The 26,563-nt window shown below is 74.2% G+C and carries 25 protein-coding genes; 20 read left to right on the forward strand and 5 right to left on the reverse strand.

Features of this window, described 5'->3' with window-relative positions; all coding sequences use genetic code 11:
* Positions 1-88 precede the first annotated feature (88 nt).
* Together arc and dop are read left to right on the forward strand one after the other, a co-directional pair.
* Positions 89-1,867, forward strand: a complete 1,779-nt coding sequence (gene arc / locus MODMU_RS12480) for a proteasome ATPase (protein WP_014740619.1) — start codon at positions 89-91, stop codon at positions 1,865-1,867.
* A 100-nt stretch (positions 1,868-1,967) separates the two neighbouring features.
* Positions 1,968-3,473: a depupylase/deamidase Dop gene (dop, locus tag MODMU_RS12485; protein WP_014740620.1), complete on the forward strand. Its 1,506-nt coding sequence runs from the start codon at positions 1,968-1,970 to the stop codon at positions 3,471-3,473.
* Here the strand turns inward: dop and MODMU_RS12490 are convergent.
* Entirely contained in the window at positions 3,460-3,993 is a 534-nt protein-coding gene (locus MODMU_RS12490) for a 2'-5' RNA ligase family protein (protein ID WP_041796586.1), read from the reverse strand. The genes dop and MODMU_RS12490 overlap by 14 nt on opposite strands.
* Before the next feature lie 135 nt (positions 3,994-4,128).
* Between MODMU_RS12490 and MODMU_RS12495 the strand changes: the two genes are divergently transcribed.
* Genes MODMU_RS12495 through MODMU_RS12520 form a run of 6 tightly spaced genes read left to right on the forward strand, consistent with a single transcriptional unit; the run spans position 4,129 to position 9,385 of the window.
* Entirely contained in the window at positions 4,129-4,338 is a 210-nt protein-coding gene (locus MODMU_RS12495) for a ubiquitin-like protein Pup (protein ID WP_014740622.1), read from the forward strand.
* Positions 4,339-4,368: 30 nt separating this feature from the next.
* Positions 4,369-5,121 (forward strand): endonuclease VII domain-containing protein, encoded by a 753-nt coding sequence (locus MODMU_RS30035; protein WP_041795234.1) that lies wholly within the window; start codon positions 4,369-4,371, stop codon positions 5,119-5,121.
* The gene (gene prcB / locus MODMU_RS12505) at positions 5,118-5,960 is read left to right on the forward strand and encodes a proteasome subunit beta (protein WP_014740624.1); all 843 of its coding nucleotides are present in this window, start codon (positions 5,118-5,120) and stop codon (positions 5,958-5,960) included. The genes MODMU_RS30035 and prcB overlap by 4 nt, the downstream gene beginning before the upstream one ends.
* A 3-nt stretch (positions 5,961-5,963) precedes the next feature.
* A complete protein-coding gene (gene prcA, locus MODMU_RS12510) occupies positions 5,964-6,875 on the forward strand; it encodes a proteasome subunit alpha (protein WP_014740625.1) in 912 nt (303 codons plus the stop codon).
* Between the two features lie 59 nt (positions 6,876-6,934).
* Complete coding sequence (gene pafA, locus MODMU_RS12515; protein ID WP_014740626.1) at positions 6,935-8,293, forward strand: Pup--protein ligase; 1,359 nt, start codon at positions 6,935-6,937, stop codon at positions 8,291-8,293.
* Positions 8,294-8,314: 21 nt separating this feature from the next.
* Positions 8,315-9,385 carry a hypothetical protein gene (locus MODMU_RS12520; protein ID WP_014740627.1) on the forward strand — a complete coding sequence of 357 codons (1,071 nt, stop codon included), beginning with the start codon at positions 8,315-8,317 and terminating at the stop codon, positions 9,383-9,385.
* Positions 9,386-10,163: 778 nt separating this feature from the next.
* Here the strand turns inward: MODMU_RS12520 and MODMU_RS12525 are convergent.
* Complete coding sequence (locus MODMU_RS12525; RefSeq protein ID WP_014740629.1) at positions 10,164-11,282, reverse strand: DUF3866 family protein; 1,119 nt, start codon at positions 11,280-11,282, stop codon at positions 10,164-10,166.
* Between the two features lie 73 nt (positions 11,283-11,355).
* On the opposite strand from MODMU_RS12525, the gene MODMU_RS12530 reads away from it, so the two are divergent.
* The 8 genes from MODMU_RS12530 (at position 11,356) to MODMU_RS12565 (ending at position 19,567) form a co-directional block, all read left to right on the forward strand.
* Positions 11,356-12,333 carry a helix-turn-helix transcriptional regulator gene (locus MODMU_RS12530; RefSeq protein ID WP_041796596.1) on the forward strand — a complete coding sequence of 326 codons (978 nt, stop codon included), beginning with the start codon at positions 11,356-11,358 and terminating at the stop codon, positions 12,331-12,333.
* The gene (locus MODMU_RS12535) at positions 12,330-13,295 is read left to right on the forward strand and encodes a helix-turn-helix transcriptional regulator (RefSeq protein ID WP_014740631.1); all 966 of its coding nucleotides are present in this window, start codon (positions 12,330-12,332) and stop codon (positions 13,293-13,295) included. The genes MODMU_RS12530 and MODMU_RS12535 overlap by 4 nt, the downstream gene beginning before the upstream one ends.
* 63 nt (positions 13,296-13,358) lie before the next feature.
* On the forward strand, positions 13,359-13,556 hold the full coding sequence (locus MODMU_RS12540; RefSeq protein WP_014740632.1) for a hypothetical protein: 198 nt from the start codon (positions 13,359-13,361) through the stop codon (positions 13,554-13,556).
* A gap of 96 nt (positions 13,557-13,652) precedes the next feature.
* Positions 13,653-13,994 carry a Sec-independent protein translocase subunit TatA gene (gene tatA, locus MODMU_RS12545; RefSeq protein ID WP_014740633.1) on the forward strand — a complete coding sequence of 114 codons (342 nt, stop codon included), beginning with the start codon at positions 13,653-13,655 and terminating at the stop codon, positions 13,992-13,994.
* Between the two features lie 28 nt (positions 13,995-14,022).
* Positions 14,023-14,940 (forward strand): twin-arginine translocase subunit TatC, encoded by a 918-nt coding sequence (tatC, locus tag MODMU_RS12550; RefSeq protein ID WP_041796598.1) that lies wholly within the window; start codon positions 14,023-14,025, stop codon positions 14,938-14,940.
* A gap of 10 nt (positions 14,941-14,950) precedes the next feature.
* Positions 14,951-15,847 carry a diacylglycerol kinase family protein gene (locus MODMU_RS12555; RefSeq protein ID WP_014740635.1) on the forward strand — a complete coding sequence of 299 codons (897 nt, stop codon included), beginning with the start codon at positions 14,951-14,953 and terminating at the stop codon, positions 15,845-15,847.
* A 79-nt stretch (positions 15,848-15,926) separates the two neighbouring features.
* The gene (locus MODMU_RS12560; RefSeq protein ID WP_014740636.1) at positions 15,927-18,779 is read left to right on the forward strand and encodes a DEAD/DEAH box helicase; all 2,853 of its coding nucleotides are present in this window, start codon (positions 15,927-15,929) and stop codon (positions 18,777-18,779) included.
* 101 nt (positions 18,780-18,880) lie between these two features.
* On the forward strand, positions 18,881-19,567 hold the full coding sequence (locus MODMU_RS12565; protein WP_014740637.1) for a DUF4333 domain-containing protein: 687 nt from the start codon (positions 18,881-18,883) through the stop codon (positions 19,565-19,567).
* 6 nt (positions 19,568-19,573) lie between these two features.
* Here MODMU_RS12565 and MODMU_RS12570 read toward each other — a convergent pair whose 3' ends face one another.
* Complete coding sequence (locus tag MODMU_RS12570) at positions 19,574-20,482, reverse strand: 5'-3' exonuclease (protein WP_041795236.1); 909 nt, start codon at positions 20,480-20,482, stop codon at positions 19,574-19,576.
* A gap of 74 nt (positions 20,483-20,556) precedes the next feature.
* On the opposite strand from MODMU_RS12570, the gene MODMU_RS12575 reads away from it, so the two are divergent.
* The 3 genes from MODMU_RS12575 (at position 20,557) to MODMU_RS28515 (ending at position 23,886) form a co-directional block, all read left to right on the forward strand.
* Positions 20,557-21,699 carry a M24 family metallopeptidase gene (locus tag MODMU_RS12575; RefSeq protein ID WP_014740639.1) on the forward strand — a complete coding sequence of 381 codons (1,143 nt, stop codon included), beginning with the start codon at positions 20,557-20,559 and terminating at the stop codon, positions 21,697-21,699.
* Positions 21,674-22,165, forward strand: coding sequence for an Lrp/AsnC family transcriptional regulator (locus MODMU_RS12580; RefSeq protein ID WP_014740640.1), 492 nt, complete (start codon positions 21,674-21,676; stop codon positions 22,163-22,165). Before MODMU_RS12575 ends, MODMU_RS12580 begins: the two co-directional genes overlap by 26 nt.
* A gap of 98 nt (positions 22,166-22,263) precedes the next feature.
* Entirely contained in the window at positions 22,264-23,886 is a 1,623-nt protein-coding gene (locus MODMU_RS28515) for an Rv2578c family radical SAM protein (RefSeq protein ID WP_014740641.1), read from the forward strand.
* A gap of 10 nt (positions 23,887-23,896) precedes the next feature.
* Here the strand turns inward: MODMU_RS28515 and MODMU_RS12590 are convergent, their stop codons facing one another.
* Both MODMU_RS12590 and MODMU_RS12595 read right to left on the reverse strand, forming a co-directional pair.
* On the reverse strand, positions 23,897-24,745 hold the full coding sequence (locus MODMU_RS12590; RefSeq protein ID WP_014740642.1) for a hypothetical protein: 849 nt from the start codon (positions 24,743-24,745) through the stop codon (positions 23,897-23,899).
* 164 nt (positions 24,746-24,909) lie between these two features.
* On the reverse strand, positions 24,910-25,659 hold the full coding sequence (locus tag MODMU_RS12595) for an N-acyl homoserine lactonase family protein (RefSeq protein WP_231851873.1): 750 nt from the start codon (positions 25,657-25,659) through the stop codon (positions 24,910-24,912).
* A 132-nt stretch (positions 25,660-25,791) separates the two neighbouring features.
* Between MODMU_RS12595 and MODMU_RS12600 the strand changes: the two genes are divergently transcribed.
* A complete protein-coding gene (locus tag MODMU_RS12600; protein ID WP_041795238.1) occupies positions 25,792-26,541 on the forward strand; it encodes an HpcH/HpaI aldolase family protein in 750 nt (249 codons plus the stop codon).
* Positions 26,542-26,563 lie beyond the last annotated feature (22 nt).

A 26,563-nucleotide genomic window follows, 5' to 3' on the forward strand; every position in this document is an offset into this window, starting at 1 on the left:
GACCCGGGCGTCGCGCAGGGTGCGGCGTCGTCGGTGCCCGCGTGTATAGATTGGCTCCCTGGCCCCCGATGGTGTGCGGAGGTGCGCGATGACCGTGGGTCCCGACGAGTTCCGAGCGCGACGTGAGCGTGACGTCGCCTCGCTGGTCAGCCAGATCTCCTACCTCGAGGAGGAGATCGGGCTGCTGCGACGCAAGGTGTCCGACAGCCCGCGTCAGGTGCGCGCGCTGGAGGAGCGGCTCGCCGAGGCGGAGGGCCGGGCGGCCTTCCTGTCCGAGCGGAACGACAAGCTGGCCGGCACGCTGCGCGAAGCGCGCGAGCAGCTGGTCATGCTGAAGGAGGAGGTCGAGCGGCTCGGCCAGCCGCCGTCTGGCTACGGCGTCTTCCTGGAGCGGTTCGAGGACGGCTCCGTCGACGTGTTCACCGGCGGCCGCAAGCTGCGGGTCTCGGTGTCCCCGACGATCGAGGTCGAGGAGCTGCGGCACGGGCAGGAGGTCATGCTCAACGAGGCGATGAACGTGGTCGCCGCGCGGGGCTTCGAGCGGGCCGGTGACGTGGTCATGCTCAAGGAGCTGCTCGAGCCGCTGCCGGGCATCCCGCGGCGGGCGCTGGTCATCGGGCACACCGACGAGGAGCGGGTGGTCTACCTCGCCGACTCCCTGGAGGGGCAGCCGCTGCGCAGCGGTGACTCGCTGCTGCTGGAGTCCCGCTCGGGCTACGTCTACGAGCGGATCCCCAAGAGCGAGGTCGAGGAGCTCATCCTCGAGGAGGTCCCCGACATCGACTACACCGACATCGGTGGGCTGTCCCGGCAGATCGAGCAGATCCGCGACGCGGTGGAGCTGCCGTTCCTGCACGCCGACCTGTTCCGCGAGTACGAGCTGCGGCCGCCGAAGGGCATCCTGCTCTACGGGCCGCCCGGGTGCGGCAAGACGCTGATCGCCAAGGCGGTGGCCAACTCGCTGGCCAAGAAGGTCGCCGAGATGAACGGCGACGACGACCGGAGCCAGGGGAAGTCGTTCTTCCTCAACATCAAGGGCCCGGAGCTGCTCAACAAGTACGTCGGTGAGACCGAGCGGCACATCCGCCTGGTGTTCCAGCGGGCCCGGGAGAAGGCCAGCGAGGGCACACCGGTCATCGTGTTCTTCGACGAGATGGACTCCATCTTCCGGACCCGCGGGTCCGGGGTGTCCTCCGACGTGGAGAGCACGATCGTCCCGCAGCTGCTCAGCGAGATCGACGGCGTGGAGGGGCTGGAGAACGTCATCGTCATCGGCGCCTCCAACCGGGAGGACATGATCGACCCGGCCATCCTGCGGCCCGGCCGGCTCGACGTGAAGATCAAGATCGAGCGGCCCGACGCCGAGGCCGCCCGGGACATCTTCAGCAAGTACCTGACGACGACGCTGCCGATCCACACCGACGACCTGGCCGAGCACGGCGGCAGCCGCGAGGCGACGATCGCCGGGATGATCCAGAGCACCGTCGAGCGGATGTACACCGAGACCGAGGAGAACCGCTTCCTGGAGGTCACCTACGCCAACGGTGACAAGGAGGTCCTGTACTTCAAGGACTTCAACTCCGGCGCGATGCTGCAGAACATCGTCGACCGGGCCAAGAAGATGGCGATCAAGGACCGGCTGGAGACCGGCGTCGGGGGCCTGCGGGTCGGGCACCTGATGGCGGCGTGCGTGGACGAGTTCAAGGAGAACGAGGACCTGCCCAACACGACCAACCCCGACGACTGGGCGCGGATCTCGGGCAAGAAGGGCGAGCGGATCGTCTACATCCGCACGCTCATCAGCGGCAAGGGCCCGGAGAGCGGCCGGGCCATCGACACCGCGACCAACACCGGCCAGTACCTGTAACGAGCAGCACCGACGACCGGCCCCTGCTGCTCACGCGGCAGGGGCCGGTCGCCCGTGCGCTGCCCACCGGCCCGTCGCCCGCGCCGCCTAACCTGAGCCCATGAGCGTGCGACGGGTCATGGGCACCGAACTCGAGTACGGGATCTCCGTGCCGGGACAGCCGGGTGCGAACCCCACGACGCTGTCGAGCCAGGTGGTGAACGCCTGGGCCGTGGCCGAGGCGCCGACGCCCCGGCGGCCGCGCTGGGACTTCGAGGAGGAGTCGCCGCTGCGCGACGCGCGGGGGTTCGACCTCTCCCCGGCCAGCGCGCTGGACCACGCCGACCTCGACGAGGACGCCGGGATGGCCAACGTCATCCTGACCAACGGCGCCCGGCTGTACGTCGACCACGCGCACCCGGAGTACTCGACGCCGGAGGTGACCACCCCGCGCGACGTCGTGCTCTGGGACAAGGCGGGGGAGAAGATCATGGCCGAGGCGGCCCGCCGCGCGGCCCGGGTCCCCGGCACCCAGCCCATCCAGCTGTACAAGAACAACACCGACGGCAAGGGCGCCTCGTACGGCTCGCACGAGAACTACCTGATGAGCCGCTCGACGCCGTTCATCGACATCATCCGCGGCCTCATCCCGTTCTTCGTCACCCGCCAGGTGTTCGCCGGCGCCGGCCGGGTGGGCATCGGCACGGAGGGGCGCACCCAGGGCTTCCAGCTGTCCCAGCGGGCCGACTTCTTCGAGGTCGAGGTCGGGCTGGAGACGACGCTCAAGCGGCCGATCATCAACACCCGGGACGAGCCGCACGCCGACGCCGACAAGTACCGCCGGCTGCACGTGATCATCGGGGACGCCAACCTCGCCGAGCTGTCCACCTACCTGAAGGTCGGGACGGCGTCGCTGGTGCTGGCGATGATCGAGGCCCGGGCGCTCACCCAGGACCTCACGATCGAGGAGCCGGTCGAGGCGCTGCAGGCGGTCAGCCACGACCCCTCGCTGACCCACCGGGTGCGGCTGCGCGACGGGCGGCGGCTGACCGCCATCGAGGTGCAGCAGGAGTACCTGGCCATGGCCCGGAAGTTCGTGGCCGACACCGGCACCGACGACGAGCAGACCGCCGACGTGCTCCGCCGGTGGGCCGAGGTGCTCGAGGAGCTCAGCATCGACCCGATGCGGCTGGCCGACCGGCTGGACTGGCCGGCGAAGCTGCGGCTGCTGGAGGGGTACCGCCAGCGCGACGGCCTGCAGTGGGGGGACGCGCGGCTCAAGCTCGTCGACCTGCAGTACTCCGACGTGCGGCCGGACAAGGGGCTGTACCACCGGCTGGTCGCCCGCGGGTCGATGCAGCGGCTGCTCACCGACGAGGAGGTCACCCGGGCGATGACCCACCCGCCGGTCGACACCCGGGCCTACTTCCGCGGCGAGTGCCTGCGGCGCTACCCCGCCCAGGTGGCCGCCGCGTCCTGGGACTCGGTCGTGTTCGACGTCGGCCGGGAGAACCTGGTGCGCATCCCGACCATGGAGCCGCTGCGCGGGACCCGCGAGCACGTGGGGGCGCTGTTCGACTCCACGTCCTCGGCGGCCGAGCTCGTGGACACGATCACCGGCGGCTGAGGGGGAACGTCGCCCGGACCGCCCAGCGGTCGTCCGGGGTGTCCCGCGCGAGCAGGGCGACCTCGGTCGCGCGGCCGCGGACCGGCAGCTCGGCCCGCACCTCCCGCTCCGCCGCCTCGAGCAGCGGCCGGGGACGCCGGTGGCCCACGGTCAGGTGCGGGACGACGTCGGCGAACCGACCCTCGAAGGGCGGGTGCGCCGGGAACGCGGCGGACACCCGGTCGGTGAGCTCGCGGAACGGCGCGGGGTCGGCGGGGGCGAGCCACAGCACGTCGTCGCCGAACCAGGTGGTCCCGGTGAACGCGTGGTCGAAGGCGGGCACGGCGCCGACGGCCCGGGCGACCCGGGCGAGGGTCGGCTCGTCGAGCGCGGACGGCGCCGCGAAGGGGAAGAGCACCGTGACGTGGGCCGGGGCGCCGCGCGCGGCGTTGTCGTCCAGCAGCAGCCGGTGCCGGCCGACGACCGGCTCCGCCTCGGGCACGAGCACGACCAGTCCGGACAGCGCGGAGTCCTCGGCCACCGGGTGACCGTAGGCGCTGCCCACCGGCGGGTTCGACCGTTTTCCCCGGGCACCGCGGGACGACGGCGAACTGTCACATCACGCGGGTAGCTTCACCTCCAGCACCGACCCCAGCACCGAGCTCAGGAGGACGACATGGCCACCAGGGACACCGGCGGGCAGCAGCGGGCCACGCGGTCGCGCGAGGAGACCGAGGAGGTCGAGGCGTCGGTCGACACCGACGTCTCCGAGCGCACCAAGGAAGTGACCGAGGACGTCGATTCTCTGCTCGACGAGATCGACGGGGTCCTCGAGGAGAACGCCGAGGAGTTTGTGCGTTCTTACGTACAAAAAGGGGGTCAATGACCAAGATCATCTCTTCGTTTCCCGACCTTGATGGAGACGAAGTTCTGTCGCGATTGTGGAGCGCACAGGCCGGTCGCTGACTTCAGCAGCAACAAGCGCTCGCGCGACGGGCTGGCGTTCTACTGCCGTGAACACTTGTCGGCACGGAGCGCCAGGAGTCGCGAAGCCAGGCGTGTGCAGCCCCGGCGTTACCGGGTCACTCCGACCGACGTGGACGTGCCGCCGGGTTTCAAGTGGTGCCCTGATTGCTCCCGCGTCCTGCCTTTCGCGGACTTCCCTCGCTCGCGATCCCACGCGTCCGGCATCGCGACCTACTGCTTGTCCTGTCACAACCTGCGCGGAAAGCAGTCTCGGGAGAAGGTCGGCGGTAGCCGGACGTACCACCTCTCGCGGCGGTACGGGATCTCCGCTCAGGAGGCTGACCTCATGCTCGCCGCGCAGGGTGGGTTGTGCGCGGTCTGCCGGGTGGCGCCGGCGGTGCACGTCGACCACGACCACGCTACCGACGCCGTCCGGGAACTGCTCTGCTTCAACTGCAACGGCGGTCTCGGCCAGTTCCGGGACGACCCAGCTGTCCTGCGGGCGGCTGCGGACTACGTCGAGCGGCACCGCGAGCTGCAGCGGCGGAACCGGCCGCGGCCGTTGGCCCGGCGCCGTCCCGAGGTCACGGTGCGGGCCGGGACCCCGCCGGTAGGGTCCAACCGACGTCCGCCGGTGATCCGGCGGACGGGTCTGTGCAGTCGAGGCCGCGCGTTCCTGGCGGCGAGAGAGGCGGATGCGTGAACGAACAGTCGACTACCCGGAGCGGGTTCACCCCCGCCTATCTGGACCGGGTGGGCTCCTCGTTCACCGACTTCCTGGGCACCACCGCCCCCGACCTGCTGCCCGGCCGGCGCACGCTGCCGGCGGTGTCGGTCGCCGAGCTCGCCCCGCACGCGACCACGATCGTCTCGGTGACCTTCGACGGCGGCGTCCTGATGGGCGGTGACCGGCGGGCGACCATGGGCAACCTCATCTCCAGCCGGGACATCGAGAAGGTCTACGCCGCCGACTCCTGGTCGGTCATCGGCATCGCCGGCGCCGCGGGCATCGCGATCGAGATGGTCCGGCTGTACCAGGTCGAGCTCGAGCACTACGAGAAGATCGAGGGGATGACGATGTCCCTCGACGGCAAGGCCAACCGCCTCGCCGGGATGATCCGCGGCAACCTCGGCGCGGCCATGCAGGGCCTGGCCGTCGTCCCGCTCTTCGCCGGCTACGACCTCGACGCCGCCGAGGGCGCCAGTCCCGGCCGGATCTTCAGCTACGACGTCACCGGCGGGAACTACGAGGAGCGCGGCTACGCCTCGGTCGGCTCCGGCTCGCTGTTCGCCAAGAACTCGCTGAAGAAGACGTGGCGCCCGGGGCTGTCCGCCGAGGCCGCCACCCGCGCGCTCGTCGAGTCCCTCTACGACGCCGCCGACGACGACTCCGCCACCGGCGGACCCGACACCGTCCGGCGGCTCTACCCGATCGTGTACCGCGTCGACGCCGAGGGCGCGGTGCGGTTGACCGACGACGAGGTCGCCGCGGTCGCCGAGGCGATCGTCGCCGACCGGTCCGCCGCCGAGCGGGAGGCCTGAGCCATGACCATGCCCTACTACGCCTCCGCCGAGCAGGTCATGCGGGACCGCTCGGAGTACGCCCGCAAGGGCATCTCCCGCGGTCGCAGCGTCGCCGTCCTCACCTACGCCGACGGCGTCCTGTTCATCGCCGAGAACCCCAGCTCCACCCTGCACAAGGTCAGCGAGCTCTACGACCGGATCGGCTTCGCCGCTGTCGGCCGGTACTCGGAGTTCGAGAGCCTGCGGGTCGCCGGCATCCGGCTCGCCGACGTCCGCGGCTACTCCTACAACCGCCGCGACGTCACCGGCCGGGTCATCGCCAACGCCTACGCGCAGACCCTCGGCGAGGTCTTCACCCAGCAGATGAAGCCCTTCGAGGTGGAGCTCTGCGTCGCCGAGGTGGGCGACACCCCGGAGTCCGACCAGCTCTACCGGCTCACCTTCGACGGGTCGATCGTCGACGAGCCGGACTTCGTCGTCATGGGCGGCCAGGCCGACGCGGTCACCGCGAACCTGCGGCAGAACTTCACCCATGGCCTCGGTCTGGCGGAGGCGCTGCGGGTCGGGGTGCAGGCGCTGTCCGCGGTGAGCCCGGCCACGGCGGCCAACGGGGGAGGGCACGAGCAGCTCCCCGCCGAGCAGATCGAGGTCGCCGTCCTCGACCGTCGCCGTCCCAAGCGGGCCTTCCGCCGGGTCGTCGGCGCCGCGCTGGCCGCGCTGATCGCCGACCGGCCGGCCCCCGACGAGGCGCCCCCGGCCGAGGCCGCCGCCGGTCACGCGCCCAGCGCGCCGGCACCCGGCACCCCGCCCGGGCTGGGTGACCCGGCTGCGGTCGACACCGCCGGTGGCACCGAGGGTGCCTCCGCCCAGCCGAGCACCCAGGACGGCGTCGGCGGCGGCACCGACGGCGACAGCACGACCGGCGGCCGGTGAGCGGCGCGGCGCGCTCGGGACACGAGCCGAGCGCGCCGCGGACGCCTAGGCTCGGCGAGGTGGAACGACGGATCTTCGGCATCGAGACCGAGTACGGCGTCACGTGCACCTTCAAGGGGCAACGGCGCCTCTCACCTGACGAGGTGGCGCGCTATCTGTTCCGCCGCGTCGTCTCCTGGGGACGCAGTTCCAACGTGTTCCTGCGCAACGGCTCCCGGCTGTACCTCGACGTGGGCAGCCACCCCGAGTACGCGACCGCCGAGTGCGACGACGTCACCGAGCTCGTCGTCCACGACAAGGCGGGGGAGCGGATCCTCGAGGGCCTGATGATCGACGCCGAGCAGCGCCTGAACGAGGAGGGCGTCACCGGCGACATCTACCTGTTCAAGAACAACACCGACTCGGCCGGCAACAGCTACGGCTGCCACGAGAACTACCTGGTCGGCCGGCACGGCGAGTTCAGCCGGCTGGCCGACGTGCTCATCCCGTTCCTGGTCAGCCGGCAGATGGTCGTCGGCGCGGGCAAGGTCCTGCAAACTCCCCGCGGCGCCGTGTACTGCGTCAGCCAGCGTGCCGAGCACATCTGGGAGGGCGTCTCGAGCGCCACGACCCGCTCGCGGCCGATCATCAACACCCGCGACGAGCCGCACGCCGACGCCGAGCGCTACCGGCGGCTGCACGTGATCGTCGGCGACTCCAACATGAGCGAGACGACGACCCTGCTCAAGGTCACCATCACCGACCTGGTGCTGCGGATGATCGAGCAGGGCGTCGTGCTGCGGGACATGACGCTGGAGAACCCGATCCGGGCGATCCGCGAGATCAGCCACGACATGACCGGGCGGCGGAAGGTCCGGCTGGCCAACGGCCGGGAGATGTCAGCGCTGGAGATCCAGCAGGAGTACCACGACCGGGCCGCCGAGTTCGTCGAGCGCGAGGGCTACGGGCCGGTGCACCGGCAGATGCTCGAGCTGTGGGGCCGCACCCTCAAGGCCATCGACGGCGGCGACCTGAGCCTGATCGACCGGGAGATCGACTGGGCGATCAAGTACCAGCTCATCGAGCGGTACCGGGGCAAGCGGGACCTCCCGCTGTCCAGCCCGCGGGTGGCCCAGATGGACCTCGCCTACCACGACATCCGCCGCGGCCGCGGCCTCTACTACCTGCTGGAGAACGCCGGCCAGGTCGACCGGGTGACCCACGACCCGGCCATCTTCGAGGCGAAGAACGTGCCGCCGCAGACCACCCGGGCCAAGCTGCGCGGCGAGTTCATCCGCCGCGCGCAGGAGAAGCGCCGCGACTTCACCGTCGACTGGGTGCACCTCAAGCTCAACGACCAGGCCCAGCGGACCGTGCTCTGCAAGGACCCGTTCAAGGCCGTCGACGAGCGGGTGGAGAAGTTGATCGCCTCGATGTAGGCCACCGGGCACACTGCGCCGGTGACCAGCCGCGCGGAGCTCCTGCTGTCCGGCCCGCGCGGCCGGCGGCTGTGCCTCGAGCTGGTCCAGGAGGCGGCGGGTCGACTGTGGCCCCCGCTGTCCTGGACCGACGGACCGGACGGGTACCCGATCGGTCGCTTCGACCCGGCCGCCGTCCGTGCGTCCCTCGCCGCCGACGTCTCCCGGATCGACCTGGACGCGATCGGGCAGCCGGACCGGCTGCTGGCCGCCCTGCTCGCCTCGGTCGACCAGGCGCGGTACTGGCAGCCGCCGGACGACGCGGACTCCGCGCTCGCCGACCCGGAGGTCGCAGCGCTGCTGAGCCCGGTCGTCGAGGCGGTCGTGCGGGCGCCGGCCACGCAGTGGTGGGGTGAGGCCGTTGCCACGGGCGATCAGCACGTCGTGGGCTGGCCGGACGAGGGCGTGACAGTCCCTCCGGCGGTGACCGGAGCCAGGTCCGGTCTGCTGCAGTGGCGCACCGACACGCTGATCGACGACGCTCGCGACGACCGACCGGTCGACCCGACGGCGCCGTACAGCGGCCACTGGTGGTCCACGCCCACCTTCGCCGGGGTGCCGGTCACCACCCGGGCGCGGCCGGGCGTGGCTGTCGACCGGGCTGCCCCGGTCGGACTGCTGCTGGTCGAGGACGAGATGGGCTGGCAGAGCGCGCGGACCTGGCCGGTGGAGTCACCGCCCACCGCGCGGGTCCACGAGATCAGCGGCCCGGCGGCCTGGACGGCCCTGGTCTCGCGGTACCCGCTGGACGTCAGCGCTGCGCGACGGCACGACTGGTGGCAGGTCACCGGCTGGGCCGGAGCCTGGGCCATCCCCGACTGGGCGGCGGTCGCCGAGGCCTTCGACGCTGTGCACCTCACGGTCGACGGCTACCTGTCCACCGCGGGCCGGGCACTGCCGGTGGAGCTCGACGGCCGACCGACCCGCACGCTGCTCGGCGGCTGGGACCCGGACGCCACGTGGTGGCTGACCGAGATCCTGCCGCCACTGGGTCGGCCGGTCGACTGGCGCCGACGGGACGACGAGCCCACCCGCTGGGAGCTCGGCGGCTGACGACCGTCGAGAGCCCGCGTCCTGTCGCGTCTCGACGACCGTTATCCCCAACTACCCGCCTCGACCGTGTCGCACGACCAGGGGACCGCCTCGACGGGGGAGTGGGCCTGGGTCGTCCGGGCGCGCTCGAGGAGTCGGGCGCCCACGTGGTCGCCCGACCGCCGGTTGCCCGTGCGCTGGGGGAGCGACGGTCCGGGGCTGCCGGCGCGAACTCGTGTGCGGACAGCGCAGGACCGGGGGAGGGCGCAGGGAGCGCGCGGCCAGGACCTCGCCCCGGGGTGGCTGAGTGCACGGCGGGGAGCGCGGGGCCTGCGGTCGGCGAACTCCGTGTGGCGAGGGCGTCGATCGAGTCGGAGCGCGGACGGCGCGTCCGGCGAGAGGGACGGCTCGAGGCCGCCGGCGCGTCCCGCGACCGAACGACGGACCGGGCGGGCCGCGGGGGAGCAGCGGCAGTCGGTGAGCGCACGACCGTTATCCCCAACCACCGCGCATCCGGACGGCGACGACAACGACAGCGGCGACCAAGCCGGCCGGGCCATCGCGACGCCACTGTTCCCTGCGACCGACGACCTCACCCGACATACAACCGTTATCCCCAACACGGCCGCCGCTCACCCGCCAGGGAAGACCGGGCCAACGACGACCACGGAGCCCGCCCGAGCTCGGCACCGGTAGCCGGCCAGCGGACACGGCGCGCGCGCCCACCCCGACGGCGGGGCGGCTTCACCGCGCCACTCGGGGAGGCGCGGACCCCGGCAGGTCCCGGGGGAGCGGTCGGTCAGGCCGGCAGCGGGCCGAACAGCGTGAGCTGGGCGGCGTAGCGGCCGGCGGCCGCCGCGGCCAGGAAGTACGCGCGGTCCTCGTCGAGCCCGCGCCCCATCGTGGACAGCGGGACGCCGACGTCGCGCAGCGCCGTCTCCAGCCCGTCGCTGTCGACCCACTCGATCGGGTTGCGCTGCGGCTGGCCGGCGAGGTCCTCCTCGACCTGGCTGCCCAGCTCCGAGCCCAGTCCACGGGGTGCCACCAGGTACACCCCGCCCAGCGCCACCCGCCCGAACGCGGTCAGCGAGTGGTGGGAGACCCCGCGGTGCCGGGGCCGCGGGTCGGCCTCGGAGATCCGCAGCGCCCCCACGGTCTGACCGCCCAGCACGTGCACCGCGTTGCACACCTCGCCGGCGGCCACGCCGGAGAAGCCCCACGGCGTCCCGGTGCCCAGGTTGCCCGGCCCCTGGGTGACGATCGTGATGTCGGCGTGCAGCACGTGCCGGGCCGCCAGCAGCCCGGTGTGCACGGTGACCGCCTCCAGGTCCCCGCCGAAGGCCTGGCCCACGGTCACCACCCCGGCCAGCGAGTCGGCCAGCGCGTCCAGGGTGCGGGAGAACGCCGCGGGCAGCGCCCCGCCGTCGGTCATCACGTAGGCGACCCGCAGCGCCGGGTCCGTGGCCTGCACCCCGGCGAGGACGGCGGGCAGCGCCGAGTGCAGGTCAGCGACGACGACCGGCATGCCCTCCAGGTCCTCGGCCTCGGCGATCAGCTGGTGGTGCTCGGTGTCCTGCTCGTCCACGCCCTGCACGGTCACCTGCAGCGGCGTGTACCGGCCCTTCACCAGGTGCCCGGTGCCGGTCGGGTCGGCCGGCAGCCGGTCGGGGACCGCGACCACCAGCGCGTAGCCGCCGGTGCCCAGCCGCTGCGCCCACGCGGTGGTGTTCAGCAGCACGTCGTCCCCGGCCTGGGGCGAGCCGACGACGGAGGGGTGGGCCAGTGCCCGCAGCGTCCCGTCGCCGTCCACCTCGACGGTCATCTCCTGGGCGTCCCGCCAGGACCGGCCGAGTGCGGTGACCCGGCCGCGGCGCCAGCGGATCCGGCTGCCGGGCACGGGGGAGGAGTCGCTGGTCACCCGGGGCAGGGTAGTCAGCCGGGGAGCCGATCGCCGGGAGTGCCCGGCGGGAGGAGGGCACTAGCCTGTGCACGTGGCAGCCAAGCGGGCAGAACGACTGGTCAACCTGGTCATCGCCCTGCTCGGCACCCGGCAGTACGTGTCGGCGGCCAGGATCCGGGACACCGTCCCCGGCTACGAGCCCGACGACGGCACCGAGCGGGCCGACGAGGCGTTCAAGCGGATGTTCGAGCGGGACAAGGCCGAGCTGCGCGAGATCGGCGTCCCGCTGGAGACCGGCCGCACGAGCGCCTTCGACACCGAGGACGGCTACCGGATCGCCCGCGCCGAGTACGAGCTGCCCGAGATCACCCTCACCGGCGAGGAGGCGGCGGCGGTCGGCCTGGCGCTGCGCCTCTGGCAGTCCGCGCAGCTCGCCGGCGCCGCGCAGAGCGCGCTGGTCAAGCTGCGCGCCGCCGGCATCGAGGTCGACCAGACCCGCGGCATCCAGATCCAGCCCCGCCTGGACGCCGGCGAGCCCGCCTTCGAGCCCTGCTACGCCGCCGCCCGCGACCGCCGCGAGCTGGCCTTCGACTACCGCCGTCCGGACGCCGAGCAGGCCAGCCGGCGCCGCGTCCAGCCCTGGGGCGTGGTCGCCTGGCACGGCCGCTGGTACCTCGTCGGACACGACCTGGACCGGCAGGCACCGCGGGTGTTCCGGCTCTCCCGGGTCACCGGCACCCCGCGCGCCAGCGGGCCCGAGGGCGCCTTCCAACCGCCGGCCGACCTGGACCTGGCCGCGGTGGTGGCCCGGCAGGAGGCCCGGGAGGAGCACCTGGTGGTCGTCCGGGCCCGCCCCGGCACCGCCATCGGCCTGCGCCGGCACGCCGAGCCGCTCGGGCCCGCCGACGACGGTGACGACCGGCTGCAGGTGCGCACCACCGAGCCGTGGGCGCTGGCCGACGAGCTGGCCTCCTACGGTCCCGACGTGCTCGTCGAGGCGCCCCGGCTGGTGCGCGATGCCGTCGTCGCCCGGCTGACCCGGCTCGCCGCGATGGCGGAGCCGGCGTGACCGCCCCGAGCACCGCGGAGCGGATGACCCGGCTGCTGGCCCTGGTGCCCTACCTGCAGGCCCGCCCGGACGGCGTCCGGCTGGCCGACGCCGCCGCCGACTTCGGCGTCCCGGAGGCCCAGCTGCGCCGGGACCTGGACCTGCTGTGGGTGTGCGGGCTGCCCGGCCACGGCCCCGGCGACCTCATCGACCTGGCCTTCGAGGGCGACCGGGTGCGGGTCACCTTCACCGCCGGCATGGTGCGGCCGCTGCGGCTGAGCACCGACGAGGCGGTGGCGCTGATCGTCGCGCTGCGCACCCTGCTCGAGCTCCCGGGACTGGCCGAGGGTGAGGCGGTCAGCCGCGCCCTGGCCAAGGTGTCGGCGGCGGCCGGCCACCCCGCCGAGGTCGCCGCACCGGTCGTGGTCAGCGTCGACGCCCGCGAGCAGTCGCTGGCCGTCGTCCGCGACGGGCTGGAACGGCGCCGGGCGTTGCACCTGCACTACTACGTGCCCAGCCGGGACGAGCGCACCGAGCGCACCGTGGACCCGATGCGGCTGCTGCTGGTCGACGGCCACTGGTACCTGGAGGCGTGGTGCCGCAACGTCGAGGGCACCCGGCTGTTCCGGCTGGACCGGATCGACGACGTCACCGTGCTCGACGAGCCGGCCGCCCCGCCGCCGGAGGCGCACGAACGCGACCTCGACGGTGGGCTCTACCAGCCGCCCGCGGAGGCACCCCGGGTGCGGCTGCGGCTGGCCCGCACCGCCCGCTGGGTCGCCGACTACTACCCGGTGGAGGACCCGGCCGAGGTCAGCGACCCGCCCGGCGGCCTGGCCGTCACGGTGCGGACGACGGACCTGGCCTGGGCCCGCCGGCTGGTCGCCTCCCTCGGCGGCACCGCGACGGTCGACGAGCCGGCAGAGCTCGCCGCCCAGGTCGCGGGCGAGGCCCGGGCCGCGCTGGCCCGCTACGCCGACTGACGGTCAGCAGCTGCGCAGCCCGACCACAGCGATGCCCCACCTGCGGCGGCTAGGGTCGTGGTCGTGCTGCTGATCGTGTGGATCGTCGTCGCCGTGCTCGCGCTGGGCGTGCTCGGCGTGCTCGCCTACGGCCTGCTGGGTGCGGCCGGGCGGCTCCGCCGCGAGCTGAGCGGCCTCGAGCAGGACGTGCAGCCGCTGCTCGTCGAGGCCCAGGCCACCGCCGCGCGGGCGGCAGCCCAACGCTCGACGACCGACGACTGAACTCCCAGCTCCGGGGCGTCCACCGCCCCGGCACGGCCCGATCGCAGCACCGCTCCGGCGTAGAGTCGGCGGCACCCCCACGTCTCGGAGGACCCCATGAACCTCGGCCCCGCGGAGATCGGCCTGATCATCCTGGCCATCCTGCTGCTGTTCGGCTACAAGAAGCTGCCGGACGCCTCGCGGTCGCTCGGCCGGTCGCTGCGGATCTTCAAGGGCGAGATGAAGGGCATGAAGGACGACGACGTCCGCGCCAAGGACCAGGCCCGCACCACGCCGGTCACCGGCACGGTGGTCACCCCCAGCCCGAACCCCACCGTCGCCCCGTCCGCGGTAGACTACGAGGCCGAGGCCCGTGCGATGGAGGCCCGCGCCGCCGAGGCCCGGGCCCGCGCCGAGCAGGCCCGCGCGTCGTCGGCCGTGACCGACACCTCGCACTGACCCGTCCGCCGACCCCCCGCCCGTGACCATGGCCGCGCGTCCGCAGGGCCGCCGACCGCGGCGTCCCGAGCGGGACGCCGCGGCGACGATGACGCTGATCGGGCACCTCCGCGAGCTGCGCAACCGGGTGGGCATCGCGCTGCTGTTCGTGCTGATCGGCACCGCGGTCGCCTTCTGGTGGTACGAGCACGGGCTCGGTGACTTCATCCGGGCGCCGTACTGCAACCTGCCCGAGGACCTGCGGTACAACGAGGCCGACGGCAGCTGCGGGCTGCTGGTCACCGACGTCTTCGGCGGCGCGCTGATCCGGCTGAAGATCGCGTTCATCGCCGGCATCGTGCTGTCCGCGCCGTGCTGGCTCTACCAGATCTGGGCGTTCATCACCCCGGGCCTCAAGCGCAACGAGAAGCGCTTCGGCGTCTCGTTCGTCGCCGTCTCCACGCTGCTGTTCGCCCTCGGTGCCGCGCTGGCCTACATCTCGCTGTCCGCGGGCCTCCGGCTGCTGCTCGGGCTGGCCGGCGAGGGCGTGGTGGTGGCGCTGACCGCGCAGGACTACATCGGCTTCGTCATCTCACTGCTGCTGGCCTTCGGGGTCAGCTTCGAGCTGCCGCTGATCGCGGTGGTGCTGAACCTGGTGGGGGTGCTCAGCCACGCGGTGCTGGCGAGGTCGCGGCGGTGGATCTACTTCCTCACCATCGTCTTCGCCGCCTTCATCACCCCCACCCAGGACCCGTTCACCATGCTGCTGATGGCCGGGCCGATGTGCGTGCTGTTCGAGCTCGCCATCCAGGTCGCCCGGGTCGTGGACAAGCGCCGGGCCAAGCGGGAGGCGGCGCTGGGCCTGCAGGGCCTGGACGACGACGAGGCCTCACCGCTGGACGCCGCCCCGAGCCCGCTGGATCCCCGGCCGAGCGCGCTGGACGAGCCGGCGCAGACCCAGCGCTGAGCCGCGCCCCGTGCCGCAGCCGGAGGTGGCCGTCCTGGTCAACGCCGCGGCCGGCCGGGGCCGCGGCGCCCGCTCCGCCGCCGCAGTCGCCGCGGCGCTCACCGCTGCCGGGGTGCGCCCCCGGCTGCTGACCGCCACCGACCGGGACGACGCGGAGCGGCAGTGCGCCGCGGCGGTGGCCGACGGGGTCGCCGCGGTGGCGGCGCTCGGTGGTGACGGCGCCGCGCACGCCGCCCTGCAGGCGGTCGCCGGCACCGGGACGCCGCTGGGGCTGCTCCCGGCCGGCTCCGGCAACGACCTGGCGCTGGCCCTCGGCGTGCCGCGGGAGCCGGCCGCGGCGGCCCGCGCGCTGGCCGAGGACCTGCACGCCGGCCTGGTCCGGCGGGTGGACGCCGCGCGCACCGGCGACCGCTGGTGGGCGACGGTGCTGTGCTGCGGCTTCGACTCCGCCGTCACCGACCGGGCCGACCGGCTGCGCTGGCCGCGCGGTCCCCGCCGCTACGACGTGGCGATCCTGGCCGAGCTGGCCCGGCTCCGGCCGCGGGAGGTGGCGCTCACCGTCGACGGCGTCGGCGGCCAGCTGGACGTGACGCTGGTGGCCGTGGCCAACACCGCCTGGTACGGCGGTGGGCTGGGGATCGCCCCCGGCGCCGACCCGGGCGACGGCCTGCTGGAGGTGGTCGTCGTCGGCCCGGTCAGCCGGCGGGAGCTGGTCCGCACCCGGCCGCGGCTGGCCACCGGCACGCACGTCGACCACCCCGCGGTGACGGTGCTGCGCGGCCGGGAGGTCGCCCTGCACGGCGCCGGGCTGACCACCTGGGCCGACGGCGAACCGGTGTGCCCGCTGCCCGCGGTGTCGGTCTGCGAGCCCGGCGCCCTGGCCGTGCTGGGGACCGGCCGCGCCTGAGGGCCATGGTGGCCGACATGGCCTCCCTCGGTGGTCAGGCGTCCGAGCCGGACCGGCGGAGCGCGCATACGGTGGGGGCATGTCCAGCCCGGCTGAGCGGTACGCGGCTGCCCGTCGGCGTACCGCACACCCCACCCTGTCGGACTTCACCGCCGAGCTCGGCTTCTCGCTCGACCCGTTCCAGGTGGAGGCCTGCGAGGCCCTGGAGGAGGGCTCCGGGGTGCTGGTGTGCGCCCCGACCGGCGCGGGGAAGACCGTGGTCGGCGAGTTCGCCGTGCACAAGGCCCTGCAGGAGGGCCGCAAGGCGTTCTACACGACGCCGATCAAGGCGCTGTCCAACCAGAAGTACAGCGACCTCTGCGACCGCTACGGCGCCGCGAAGGTCGGCCTGCTCACCGGGGACAACGCGATCAACGGCGACGCCCCGGTGGTGGTGATGACCACCGAGGTGCTGCGCAACATGCTCTACGCCGACGCCCCCGCGCTGACCGACCTCGGCTACGTCGTCATGGACGAGGTGCACTACCTGGCCGACCGGTTCCGCGGCGCGGTGTGGGAGGAGGTGATCATCCACCTCCCCGAGCACGTCCGGCTGGTGTCGCTGTCGGCCACGGTGAGCAACGCCGAGGAGTTCGCCGACTGGCTGGTCACCGTGCGCGGCGACACGAAGGTCGTGGTCAGCGAGGTCCGGCCCATCCCGCTGTGGCAGCACATGCTGGTGGGCGGCCGGGTGTTCGACCTGTTCGCGCTGCGGCCGGCCGCGCACGCGGGGGAGTGGGAGCAGACCCCGCGGGGGCTGTCCACCCGCGAGCGGGGCCGGGCGGTGGTCGACCCGGAGCTGGTCCGCTACGTGCACGAGCAGGAACGGCGGCACGACTCCTGGCACGGCGGCGGGGGGTCGGGCATCCGCGGTGGCGGCAACCGGCCCCGGTACCGGCCGCCGTCCCGGCCCGAGGTCATCGAGCGGCTGGACCGGGCCGGGCTGCTGCCGGCGATCACCTTCGTGTTCAGCCGCAACGGCTGCGACGCCGCCGTCGGCCAGTGCCTGGCGTCGGGGATGCGGCTCACCGACGAGGTGGAGCGGTCGGCGATCGCCGAGGTGATCGACCGGCGCACCGGGTCGCTGCCGGAGGAGGACCTGCACGTCCTGGGCTTCTGGGAGTGGCGCGAGGGGCTGCTCGCCGGGTTCGCCGCGCACCACGCCGGCCTCGTCCCGGCGTTCAAGGAGACGGTCGAGGAGTGCTTCGTCCGCGGCCTGGTCAAGGCGGTGTTCGCCACCGAGACGCTGGCGCTGGGCATCAACATGCCCGCCCGCACCGTCGTCCTGGAGAAGCTGGTCAAGTGGAACGGCGAGGCGCACGCCGACGTGACGCCGGGGGAGTACACCCAGCTCACCGGTAGGGCCGGGCGCCGCGGCATCGACATCGAGGGGCACGCGGTCGTCGTCTGGGCACCGGGGGTCGACCCGGCCGTCGTCGCCGGCCTGGCCAGCACCCGCACCTACCCGCTGCGGTCGTCGTTCCGGCCCAGCTACAACATGGCGGTCAACCTGGTCGGCGCCTTCGGCCGCGACCGCGCCCGGGAGCTGCTGGCCTCCTCCTTCGCCCAGTTCCAGGCAGACCGGTCGGTGGTCGGGCTGGCCCGGTCCGCGGCCCGGCACGAGGAGGACGCCGCCCGGCTGGCGAAGGAGATGAACGACGGGCTGAGCGCCGCCGTCCTGGACGTCGCCGGCTACGCGCGGCTGCGGATGGAGGTGTCCGAGCGGGAGAAGGAGCTGTCCCGGGACACCCAGGCGCGGCGCCGGGCCGACGCCGCCGAGTCGCTGGCCGCGCTGCGGGCCGGCGACGTGATCCGGGTGCCCAGCGGCCGGCGGCAGGGGCTGGCCGTCGTCCTGGACCCCGGGGTCACCGAGATCGCCGAGCCGCGTCCGCTGGTGCTCACCGAGGACAAGTGGGCCGGCCGGCTGGCCTCGGTGGACTTCCCCTCACCGGTGACCGCGCTGGCCCGGGTCCGGGTGCCGAAGAACTTCAACCACCGCAGCCCGCACGCACGCCGCGACCTCGCCGCGACGCTGCGCACCGCCCGGGTGGAGAACGACCTCGGCGCCCGGCGCACCCGGGGGCGCTCGGCCGCCGCCGACGACCCGGTGCTCGCCGACCTCCGGCACGCGCTGCGCGCCCACCCGGTGCACGGGCTGCCCGACCGGGAGGAGCGGGTGCGCGCGGCCGACCGCTGGCTGCGCGAGGTGCGCGAAGCCGAGCGGCTGCGCCGGCAGATGGCGGACCGCACCGGCTCGCTGACCCGGCAGTTCGACCGCACCTGCGACGTCCTGCAGGAGCTGGGCTACCTGCTGCCGGCCGCGGTGCTGCCGGTCGAGGTGCCCGAGGACGGGGTACCGCCGGAGGAGTCGCCGGTGGTCACCGACGCCGGCCGCCGGCTCAGCCGGATCTGGTCGGAGACCGACCTGCTCACCGCCGAGTGCATCCGCGCCGGCGTCTTCCGCGGCCTGAACGCCGCCGAGCTGGCGGCCTGCGTCTCCGCGCTGGTGTTCGAGGCCCGCCGGGAGGGTCCGGGGACGCCGTCGGTGCCGGCGGGCAAGGTGTCCGCCGCCCTCGCCGAGATGCGCCGGGTGCAGCTGCAGCTGGCCGACGTCGAGCGGGAGCACGAGGTGCCGGTGACCCGGGAGCTCGACCTGGGCTTCGTGTGGGCTGCCTACCGGTGGGCCGACGGGCAGACCCTGGACCGGGTGCTGGCCGGGGCCGAGCAGGCCGGCACCGAGCTGTCCGGCGGGGACTTCGTGCGGTGGGCGCGGCAGCTGGTCGACCTGCTCGACCAGCTGGCCAAGGTCGCCGACGAGCCGCTGGCCGGCACCGCCCGGGCCGCGGTCGGCCGGGTGCGCCGCGGCGTGGTGGCCGTGGCGGTCAGCGGCTGACCGCCGGCCCGCGCGTCGTGGCGCCCCGGGACCGGCCGGGGCCGTAGGACACAATCGCCGCACCCGTGACCGGGTGCCCGGCACCGCACCGAGGAGCGACGATGAGCCAGCCGCCGCAGGGCGAGGACCCGCAGCAGGACGGCCGGGCGCAGCCCGGCTGGGGGCCGCCGTCCGGGCAGCAGGGCGGCGGGTACGGCCAGCAGGGCGGCTGGGGGCCGCCGAGCCAGTACGGCCAGCCAGGACAGGGCGGCCAGGGCGGCCAGCCCGGTCAGGGCGGCTGGGGGCCGCCGAGCCAGTACGGCGCGCCCGGGCAGTACGGCGCACCGGGCGGCTGGGGTCAGCCGGGGCAGTACGGCGCCCCCGCCGGCCAGCCCTACGGCCCCCCGCCGCAGTACGGGCAGCCCGGCCAGTACGGCGCCCCGCCCGGCTACGGGCAGCAGCACGGCCAGTACGGCGGGTGGCAGCAGCCGCCGGCACCGGCGCGCCGCACCCGGCGGTTCGGCCTGCTGTTCGGGCTGCTGGTCCTGGCCCTGCTCATCGGGCTGGCCTTCACCCTGCCGGCGCGGCTGGGCGGCACCCGGCTGGACCCGGACGCGGTGCAGCGGGACGTCGCCGCGCAGTACCAGGAGCGCGAGGGGGTGGCCCTGGACCTCTCCTGCGACCAGACGATGACCGTCGCCGACGGCCGGACCTACGAGTGCGACGGGACGACCGCCGACGGCGACCCGGTCACCATCACCCTCGAGCTGTCGGGCACCGACGGGGACTACACCTGGTCCGACAGCTGACCCCGGTCAGCGGTCGGGCCAGCCCAGGGCCGCGCCCAGCCGGCGCACCGAGGACTCCAGGCCGTGCGCCTCGGCCAGCGCGTCCAGCGCGTCCGGGTCCACGGGGCGGCGCGGCAGGGCGCCGTCCACCGGTGGCAGGTCGATGGTGGTGACCACGGCGACGACCTCCGGGGCGGCGTCCAGGTAGGCGTCGGCCGCGCGCAACTTCTTCAGCAGCGCCGCGGTCAGCGGCGGCTTCGGGACGACGGCGCGGGCCACGGCGGCCCGGATGCCGGCCAGCGAGCCGAACTCGTTGATCAACGTGGCGGCGGTCTTCTCCCCGACGCCGACCACGCCGGGGAGCCCGTCGCTGGGGTCGCCGCGCAGCACCGCGTAGTCGGCGTAGGCGCGGCCGGGGATGCCGTACTTGGCGGCCACCGCCGCCTCGTCGACGAACTCCAGGTCGTTGATGCCGCGGTTGGTGTACAGCACCCGGACGCCGCGGTCGTCGTCGACCAGCTGGAACAGGTCCCGGTCGCCGGTGACCACGTCGACCGGCCCCCGGGCCCGGGTGGCGAGCGTGCCGATCACGTCGTCGGCCTCGTACCCCGGCGCCCCGACCCGGGTCAGGCCGGCGGCGGCGAGCACCTCCACCAGCACCGGCACCTGCGGGCCGAGCTCGTCGGGGACCTCCTCGCCGCCGGCCTCGGCGACCCGGTGCGCCTTGTAGCTGGGCAGCGCGGCCACCCGGAAGGCCGGCCGCCAGTCGTCGTCCCAGCAGGCCACGAGCCGGTCGGGGGAGTGCGCGACGACCAGCCGCGCGGTCATGTCCAGGAACCCGCGGACGGCGTTGACCGGCCGGCCGTGGGGACCGGTGACGCTGGTGGGCACGCCGAAGAAGGCGCGGAAGTACAGGCTCGCCGCGTCCAGCAGCATGGTCGTCACGGCCAGACCGTAACGGCCCGGCGTCGGCGGGCGGTGCCGTCCGCGCCGCTGGATAGTCTGCGCGGGTGGCTGCCCCTCCTGTTCTCCCGCCGGCGTCCGTCGACCGCGTGCACGCCGCCCGGGCGGTGGCCGCCGAGCTCGGCATCGACGTCGTGGTCCTCACCCCGGGGTCGGACCTGCGCTACCTCTGCGGGTACGCCGCGCACGCGATGGAGCGGCTGACCGCGCTGGTCGTGCCGCGCCGCGGTGAGCCGCTGCTCGTGGTGCCCCGCCTGGAGGCGCCGATGGTGGGGGCGTCCCCGGCCGGTGCGCTCGGTCTGGAGCTGCTGGCCTGGGACGAGACCGACGACCCGTTCGCGCTGGTGGCCACGGCGGTGCAGGCCCGGCTGGGCGGCCCGCCGGCGCGGGTGGCGGTGGGCAACCGGACCTGGGCCGAGCACGCGCTGGGCCTCCAGCGGGCGATGCCCGGCTCGGTGCTGGAGCTCGCCGCACCGGTGGTCGACCGGCTGCGGATGGTCAAGACGCCGCACGAGGTCGAGGAGCTCGCCCGGGCTGCCGCGGCGATCGACCGGGTGCACGCACGGATGGGGGAGTGGCTGCGGGTCGGGCGCACCGAGGCCGAGGTGGGAGCCGACATCGCCGCGGCGATCCTCGCCGAGGGGCACGTGGCGGTCGACTTCACGATCGTGGGCTCGGGTCCCAACGGCGCCAGCCCGCACCACGAGCTCTCCGACCGGGTGGTCGAGGCCGGGGACATGGTGGTCGTCGACATCGGCGGGGAGACCGACACCGGCTACCGGTCGGACTGCACCCGCACCTACCTGGTCGGCGGCGTGGCCGCGCGCGGGCTGCTCGAGTGGTACGGGGTGCTCCAGCGGGCGCAGGCCGCGGCCACCGCGGCGGTCCGCCCCGGGGTCACCTGCGCGCAGGTCGACGCGGCGGCCCGGCAGGTGATCACCGACGCCGGCTGGGGCGAGCAGTTCCTCCACCGGACCGGGCACGGCATCGGCCTGGACACCCACGAGGCGCCCTACGTCGTCGCCGGCAACGACCTGCCGCTCGAGCCGGGGATGGCCTTCTCCGTCGAACCCGGCATCTACCTGGCGGGCCGCTACGGCGCCCGCATCGAGGACATCGTGGTCTGCACCGACGACGGCGTCCGCATCCTGAACAGGGGCACCCGTGAGCTCGTCGAACTCCCCGGCTGACCCGCCGGCCGGTGGTGCGCCCCCGGCCGCGCCCGACGTCGACCGCGCCCTGCTCAGCGCGCTGGCCCGGGACGGGCGGGCGAGCTTCACCGACCTCGCTGAGCGCGTGGGCCTGTCGGTGTCAGCGGTGCACCAGCGGGTGCGCCGGCTCGAGCAGCGCGGCCTGATCACCGGCTACGCCGCGCAGCTGGACGCCAAGGCGCTGGGGCTGCCGCTGACCGCGTTCGTGTCGATCACGCCGATCGACGTCGCCCAGCCGGACGACGCCCCGGCCCGGCTGGCGCGGCTGCCGGCGATCGAGGCGTGCCACTCGGTGGCGGGGATGGAGAGCTACATCCTCAAGGTCCGCGTCGCCTCACCCGATGCCCTCGAGGCGCTGCTGCAGGAGATCCGGGCCGTAGCCAACGTCACCACCCGCACCACCGTCGTCCTCTCGACGTTCTACGAGGACCGCCCGCCCGTCTGACGAAGGACCCCCTCGCCCCCCACCACTCGCACGCTCGCGGTGGGCCCCTGCGAGGGGGCCAGTGGACAGCGCGTCGAACATGTGTTCGGATCAGGGTCATGCGATGGGACGCGCAACGGCTGGACTTCGCCGAGCCCGACGCGCTGCCCGGCCTGCCCACCGTCCGCGGGCTACTGCGCAGCGTCGAGGTGCCGGAGTTCCCGGGTCTGACATTCCATGAGGTGCGGGCCAAGAGCGCGCTCAACGCCGTGCCCAAGGGCTCGGCCATGCCGTTCGGTCACACCATCAACACCTTCCGGGGCTGCTCCCATGCCTGCGTGTACTGCGTAGCAGGGGACACCGCAGTGCTGATGGCCGACGGGAGCCAGCGGGCCATCGCCGACCTGCGGGTGGGCGACCGGATCATCGGGACCGAGAAGCGCGGGAGCTACCGCTTCTACGTCGAGACCGAGGTGCTGGCGCATTGGTCGACGGTCAAGCCGGCGTACCGAGTGCGGTTGGCCGACGGGACCGCGCTCGTGGCCAGCGGAGACCACCGCTTCCTGACTGGACGCGGTTGGAGGCACGTCACCGGCTCAGTGGACGGGCGCCCGTACCTGGGCGTGGGTGAGGAGCTCAGCGGCCTCGGTGCCTCACTCGCAACCGCCCCGAGGAGCTCCCGCGCGGGAGACCGGCGAGAGCCCGTCGCCGTCCTGGAACGGCGGCCGCTGCTCGTCGGGACGCTCGTCCGTGGCGACCCGGAGCTCACCGTCACGGCCGTGGACGACCTTGCTGCCGAGATGCCGATGTTCGACATCACCACGAGCACCGGGGACTTCATCGCAAACGGCGTGGTGAGCCACAACTGCTTTGCCCGGGGGACGCACGAGTGGCTGGAGCTGGACACCGGCAAGGACTTCGACCAGCAGATCGTGGTCAAGACCAACGTCGTCGAGGTGCTGCGCCGCGAGCTGGCCCGGCCGAGCTGGAACCATGAGCACGTCGCGCTGGGCACCAACACCGACCCCTACCAGCGGGCCGAGGGCCGGTACCGGCTGATGCCCGGGGTCATCGACGCGCTGGCCCGGTCCGGCACCCCGTTCTCCATCCTCACGAAGGGGACGCTGGCCCGCCGCGACCTGCCGCTGCTGGCCGCCGCGTCCCGCGACGTCCCGATCGGCATGGGCGTCTCCATGGCCATCTGGGACGACGACCTGCACACCGCCCTGGAACCCGGCGCCCCGACACCCCGGGCCCGGCTGGACCTGGTCCGCGCGATCACCGACGCCGGGCTGCCGTGCGGGGTCTTCCTCGCCCCGGTGCTGCCGGGCCTGACCGACGGCAGGGCCCACCTCGCGGCGGCGATCGGGGCCATCGCCGAGGCGGGCGCGACCGGGGTCACCGTGCTCCCGCTGCACCTGCGGCCCGGCGCCCGGGAGTGGTTCACCAGCTGGCTGGCCCGCGAGCACCCGGGGCTGGTCGGCCGGTACCGGCAGCTCTACGGCCGCGGCGCCTACGTCCCCGCGGAGTACCGCCGCTGGCTCGCCGGCCGGGTCGGTCCGCTGCTGGCCGAGCACGGCCTGGACCGGCACAGCGGCGGCACCGCCCGCGGGCTGGGCGGCTCGGACACCGGGCTGCCCGGTGACGAGTCCGTGGGCTTCCCGGCAGGCAGCCTGCCGGTACGCCTGTCGGGGCCGTCCGAGCCACCGCCGGAGGCGGCCGAGCAGCTGTCCCTGTGCTGAACGGTGGGCGTCAGCCGCCGGCCAGCCGGGCGGCCCGGCTGACGCTGCGCTTGGCGCGCACCGCGCCGCGGGGTGCGACCGGGGGTGTCCCGGCGGCCAGGGCCAGCCGCCGGTAGGTGTCGTAGGACAGCGTCAGGTAGACCGCGGCCAGCGCCTCGACCTCCGGGCGCCGGCTGGGCGGCGCGGTGGCCTGCATCGCGGTGGCGGTCCGGACGGCGTGCTTGGCGAAGGTCACCTGCAGCGCCTGGGTGGACAGCTGACCTCCGACGTGCGAGTTGACCCCGGGGCCCTTGCGCAGCGCGGGCAGCACCCAGGGGCTGGCCGCCAGGCTGGGGAACCGGTCCCGCGCCGCCTCCCACGCGTGCCAGGCGGTCAGCGCCCCGGGCACCGCCCACTCACCGTCGTCGGTGGAGACCAGCAGCCGCCGGGTGGTGGCGTGCACCTGGTCGCGGCGGAGCCCCCGGAACTGCCCGACCGTGCCCGGCCAACCCAGCGCGAGCGAGCACCAGGCCACCGTCCGCAGGTGCTCCAGGCCGTCGCTGCGGATCCGGGTCAGCTCCTTCAGGTCGAGGGTGAGCGGGTCGGGCTCCGGGGTCCGCGGCTGGGCGATCTCGAGCCCGCCGTAGCGGGCCACCTTCGTGTACAGCGCGACGGTCGCCGGCTTCCACTCCCGGGCCGCCGCCACCGGCTCGAGCCCGGTCTCGGCCAGGGCGTCGGGCCCGAGGTCCTGCTCGAGCGCGGCCTCGACCAGCCGGCGCCACTGGGCCTCGTACCGCCGGGGCGGGGAGATCCGGGCCCAGGCACGAGCCGCCGGCGGAGCCGGCATGTCCGGCAGCGCCCGCTGCCACCCACTCGTCATGGCCCCATCCTAGAGCCGTTATCCCTAACGACGCGAAAAGCAAGTAGTGGACTCGTTCCGAAGAGGGAAGGGCGCCCTCCGGGCGAAGAACGGGCACCGACGACCCCCTCCAGACATCGGCAGTCGAGCTCGTGACCGTGACCCCCGCCGCGTCGTGGGAGGTCTCAGCGGTACACGTGCGGGAACCGCGGGTACTCGGCGACCTGCGCCGGCTCGTGGCCGAGCAGGAAGACGGCCCGCCGGTCGGCGGCCAGCCGGCGCAGCATGTGCGCCGACTCCCGCGCGGCCGCCGGGTCCATGTGACCGTCCCAGTTGTCCAGCTCGTAGCTGGCAGCCACGTGCACGGCGTCGCCGGACAGGATCACCGTCCCGGTCTGGGGCAGGGTGAGCACCACCGACTGGTGGCCGGGCACGTGCCCGGGGGTGGGCAGCACCTCCACGCCGGGCGCCACCTCCGCCGCGCCGTCCACCAGCTCGTAGTGCAGCTCGGGCAGGTTCCAGTACTGGTTGGGGAACGACGGGTGCCCGTCGGCGAACTCGTACTGCTCCCGCTGGACGACGATCGTGGCGCCGGGGAACAGGAAGTTGTTGCCGGCGTGGTCGAAGTGCAGGTGGGTGTTGATGACCACGTCGACGTCACCGGGCGCCAGACCGGCCTCGGCGAGCCGGCTGACGAGGTCGTCGGCGGGCTGCATGGCCGGCGTGATGATCTCCTCGGCCGGGGACCCGCCGAAGGTGAGGCCCGGGTTGCCGATGTGGTCCCGGCTCATCCCGGTGTCGACCAGCACCCGCCGGCCGTCGTCAAGGGTGACCAGGTAGCCGGAGACCGGCACCGGGGTCATCACGGTGTCGTCGTGGCCGGGGGTCAGCACGGCGCCGGCGCAGATGCAGTCGCCCAGCGGGAGGATGGTCATCTCCACGTGGCCCCTCCTTCCGTGGGTCGCCGTCCGGTCCGGTCTGGGAGACCGTAGGTCCTCCACGTCGCGCCCGCCCGGGCGCGGCCCGACGACCCGCCTCCGGAGGTCCCCATCGACGCCAGCCAGGGCCTGCGCGCTCACCTCCGCAGCACCCGCCCGAGCCTCGGTGGCTGGGCGAACCTCCGGGAGCCGCGGACCGCCCACGCGATGGCCGCCGCGGGGCTGGACTGGGTGGGCATCGACCAGCAGCACGGCTGGAACGCCGGGCACGACTGCACCGACCTGGTCGCGGCGGTGCGGGCCGGCGGGGCGCACGCCCTGGTCCGGGTGGGCTGGAACCGGCCCGAGGAGATCGGCCGGGTCCTCGACGCCGGCGCCGACGGGGTGATCGTGCCGATGGTCGAGTCGGCGGAGGAGGCCCGGGCGGCGGTCGCCGCGGCGCGCTACGCCCCCGAGGGCCGCCGCAGCTGGGGCGCGACCCGCTCCCCGTACACCTCGTCGCCGTCGGACCCCGCGGCCGCCAACGCCTCGACGGCGTGCCTGGTGATGGTCGAGTCACCCGCGGCGCTGGACCGCGTCGAGGAGATCGCCGCCGTCCCGGGGATCGACGGGGTGTTCCTGGGCCCCTTCGACCTGTCCCTCGCCCTGGGGGTGCCGCTGGAGCAGCTGCTGGCCGACCGGGGCGAGGGCTCCGCGCTGCGCCGCGTCGTCGCCGCGTGCGCGGAGAACGGCGTCGTGGCCGCCGCCTACGGCGGCACCCCGGCCCGCGCCCAGCTGCTGGGCGACCACGGCTTCACCGTGCTGGCGGTCGGCGCCGACGACGCCCTGTTCGCCGACGCCAGCGCCGCGCTGGTCGCCCAGGCCCGCGCGCTGGGCTGACCGCCGCGGCGAGGACCGGGCG

This window comes from Modestobacter italicus (assembly GCF_000306785.1).
In the GTDB taxonomy this organism is placed as follows: domain Bacteria; phylum Actinomycetota; class Actinomycetes; order Mycobacteriales; family Geodermatophilaceae; genus Modestobacter; species Modestobacter italicus.

What these genes read in the sequence shown, in the direction of transcription:
- tatC (WP_041796598.1), top strand. Translation starts at nt 14,023, where the DNA reads ATGGCCGCGCGTCCGCAGGGCCGCCGACCGCGGCGTCCCGAGCGGGAC.
- MODMU_RS12495 (WP_014740622.1), top strand. Translation starts at nt 4,129, where the DNA reads ATGGCCACCAGGGACACCGGCGGGCAGCAGCGGGCCACGCGGTCGCGC.
- MODMU_RS12570 (WP_041795236.1), bottom strand. Translation starts at nt 20,482, where the DNA reads ATGCTGCTGGACGCGGCGAGCCTGTACTTCCGCGCCTTCTTCGGCGTG.
- tatA (WP_014740633.1), top strand. Translation starts at nt 13,653, where the DNA reads ATGAACCTCGGCCCCGCGGAGATCGGCCTGATCATCCTGGCCATCCTG.
- MODMU_RS12560 (WP_014740636.1), top strand. Translation starts at nt 15,927, where the DNA reads ATGTCCAGCCCGGCTGAGCGGTACGCGGCTGCCCGTCGGCGTACCGCA.
- arc (WP_014740619.1), top strand. Translation starts at nt 89, where the DNA reads ATGACCGTGGGTCCCGACGAGTTCCGAGCGCGACGTGAGCGTGACGTC.
- prcA (WP_014740625.1), top strand. Translation starts at nt 5,964, where the DNA reads ATGACCATGCCCTACTACGCCTCCGCCGAGCAGGTCATGCGGGACCGC.
- dop (WP_014740620.1), top strand. Translation starts at nt 1,968, where the DNA reads ATGAGCGTGCGACGGGTCATGGGCACCGAACTCGAGTACGGGATCTCC.
- MODMU_RS28515 (WP_014740641.1), top strand. Translation starts at nt 22,264, where the DNA reads ATGCGATGGGACGCGCAACGGCTGGACTTCGCCGAGCCCGACGCGCTG.
- MODMU_RS30035 (WP_041795234.1), top strand. Translation starts at nt 4,369, where the DNA reads ATGGAGACGAAGTTCTGTCGCGATTGTGGAGCGCACAGGCCGGTCGCT.
- MODMU_RS12595 (WP_231851873.1), bottom strand. Translation starts at nt 25,659, where the DNA reads ATGACCATCCTCCCGCTGGGCGACTGCATCTGCGCCGGCGCCGTGCTG.
- MODMU_RS12590 (WP_014740642.1), bottom strand. Translation starts at nt 24,745, where the DNA reads ATGACGAGTGGGTGGCAGCGGGCGCTGCCGGACATGCCGGCTCCGCCG.
- MODMU_RS12565 (WP_014740637.1), top strand. Translation starts at nt 18,881, where the DNA reads ATGAGCCAGCCGCCGCAGGGCGAGGACCCGCAGCAGGACGGCCGGGCG.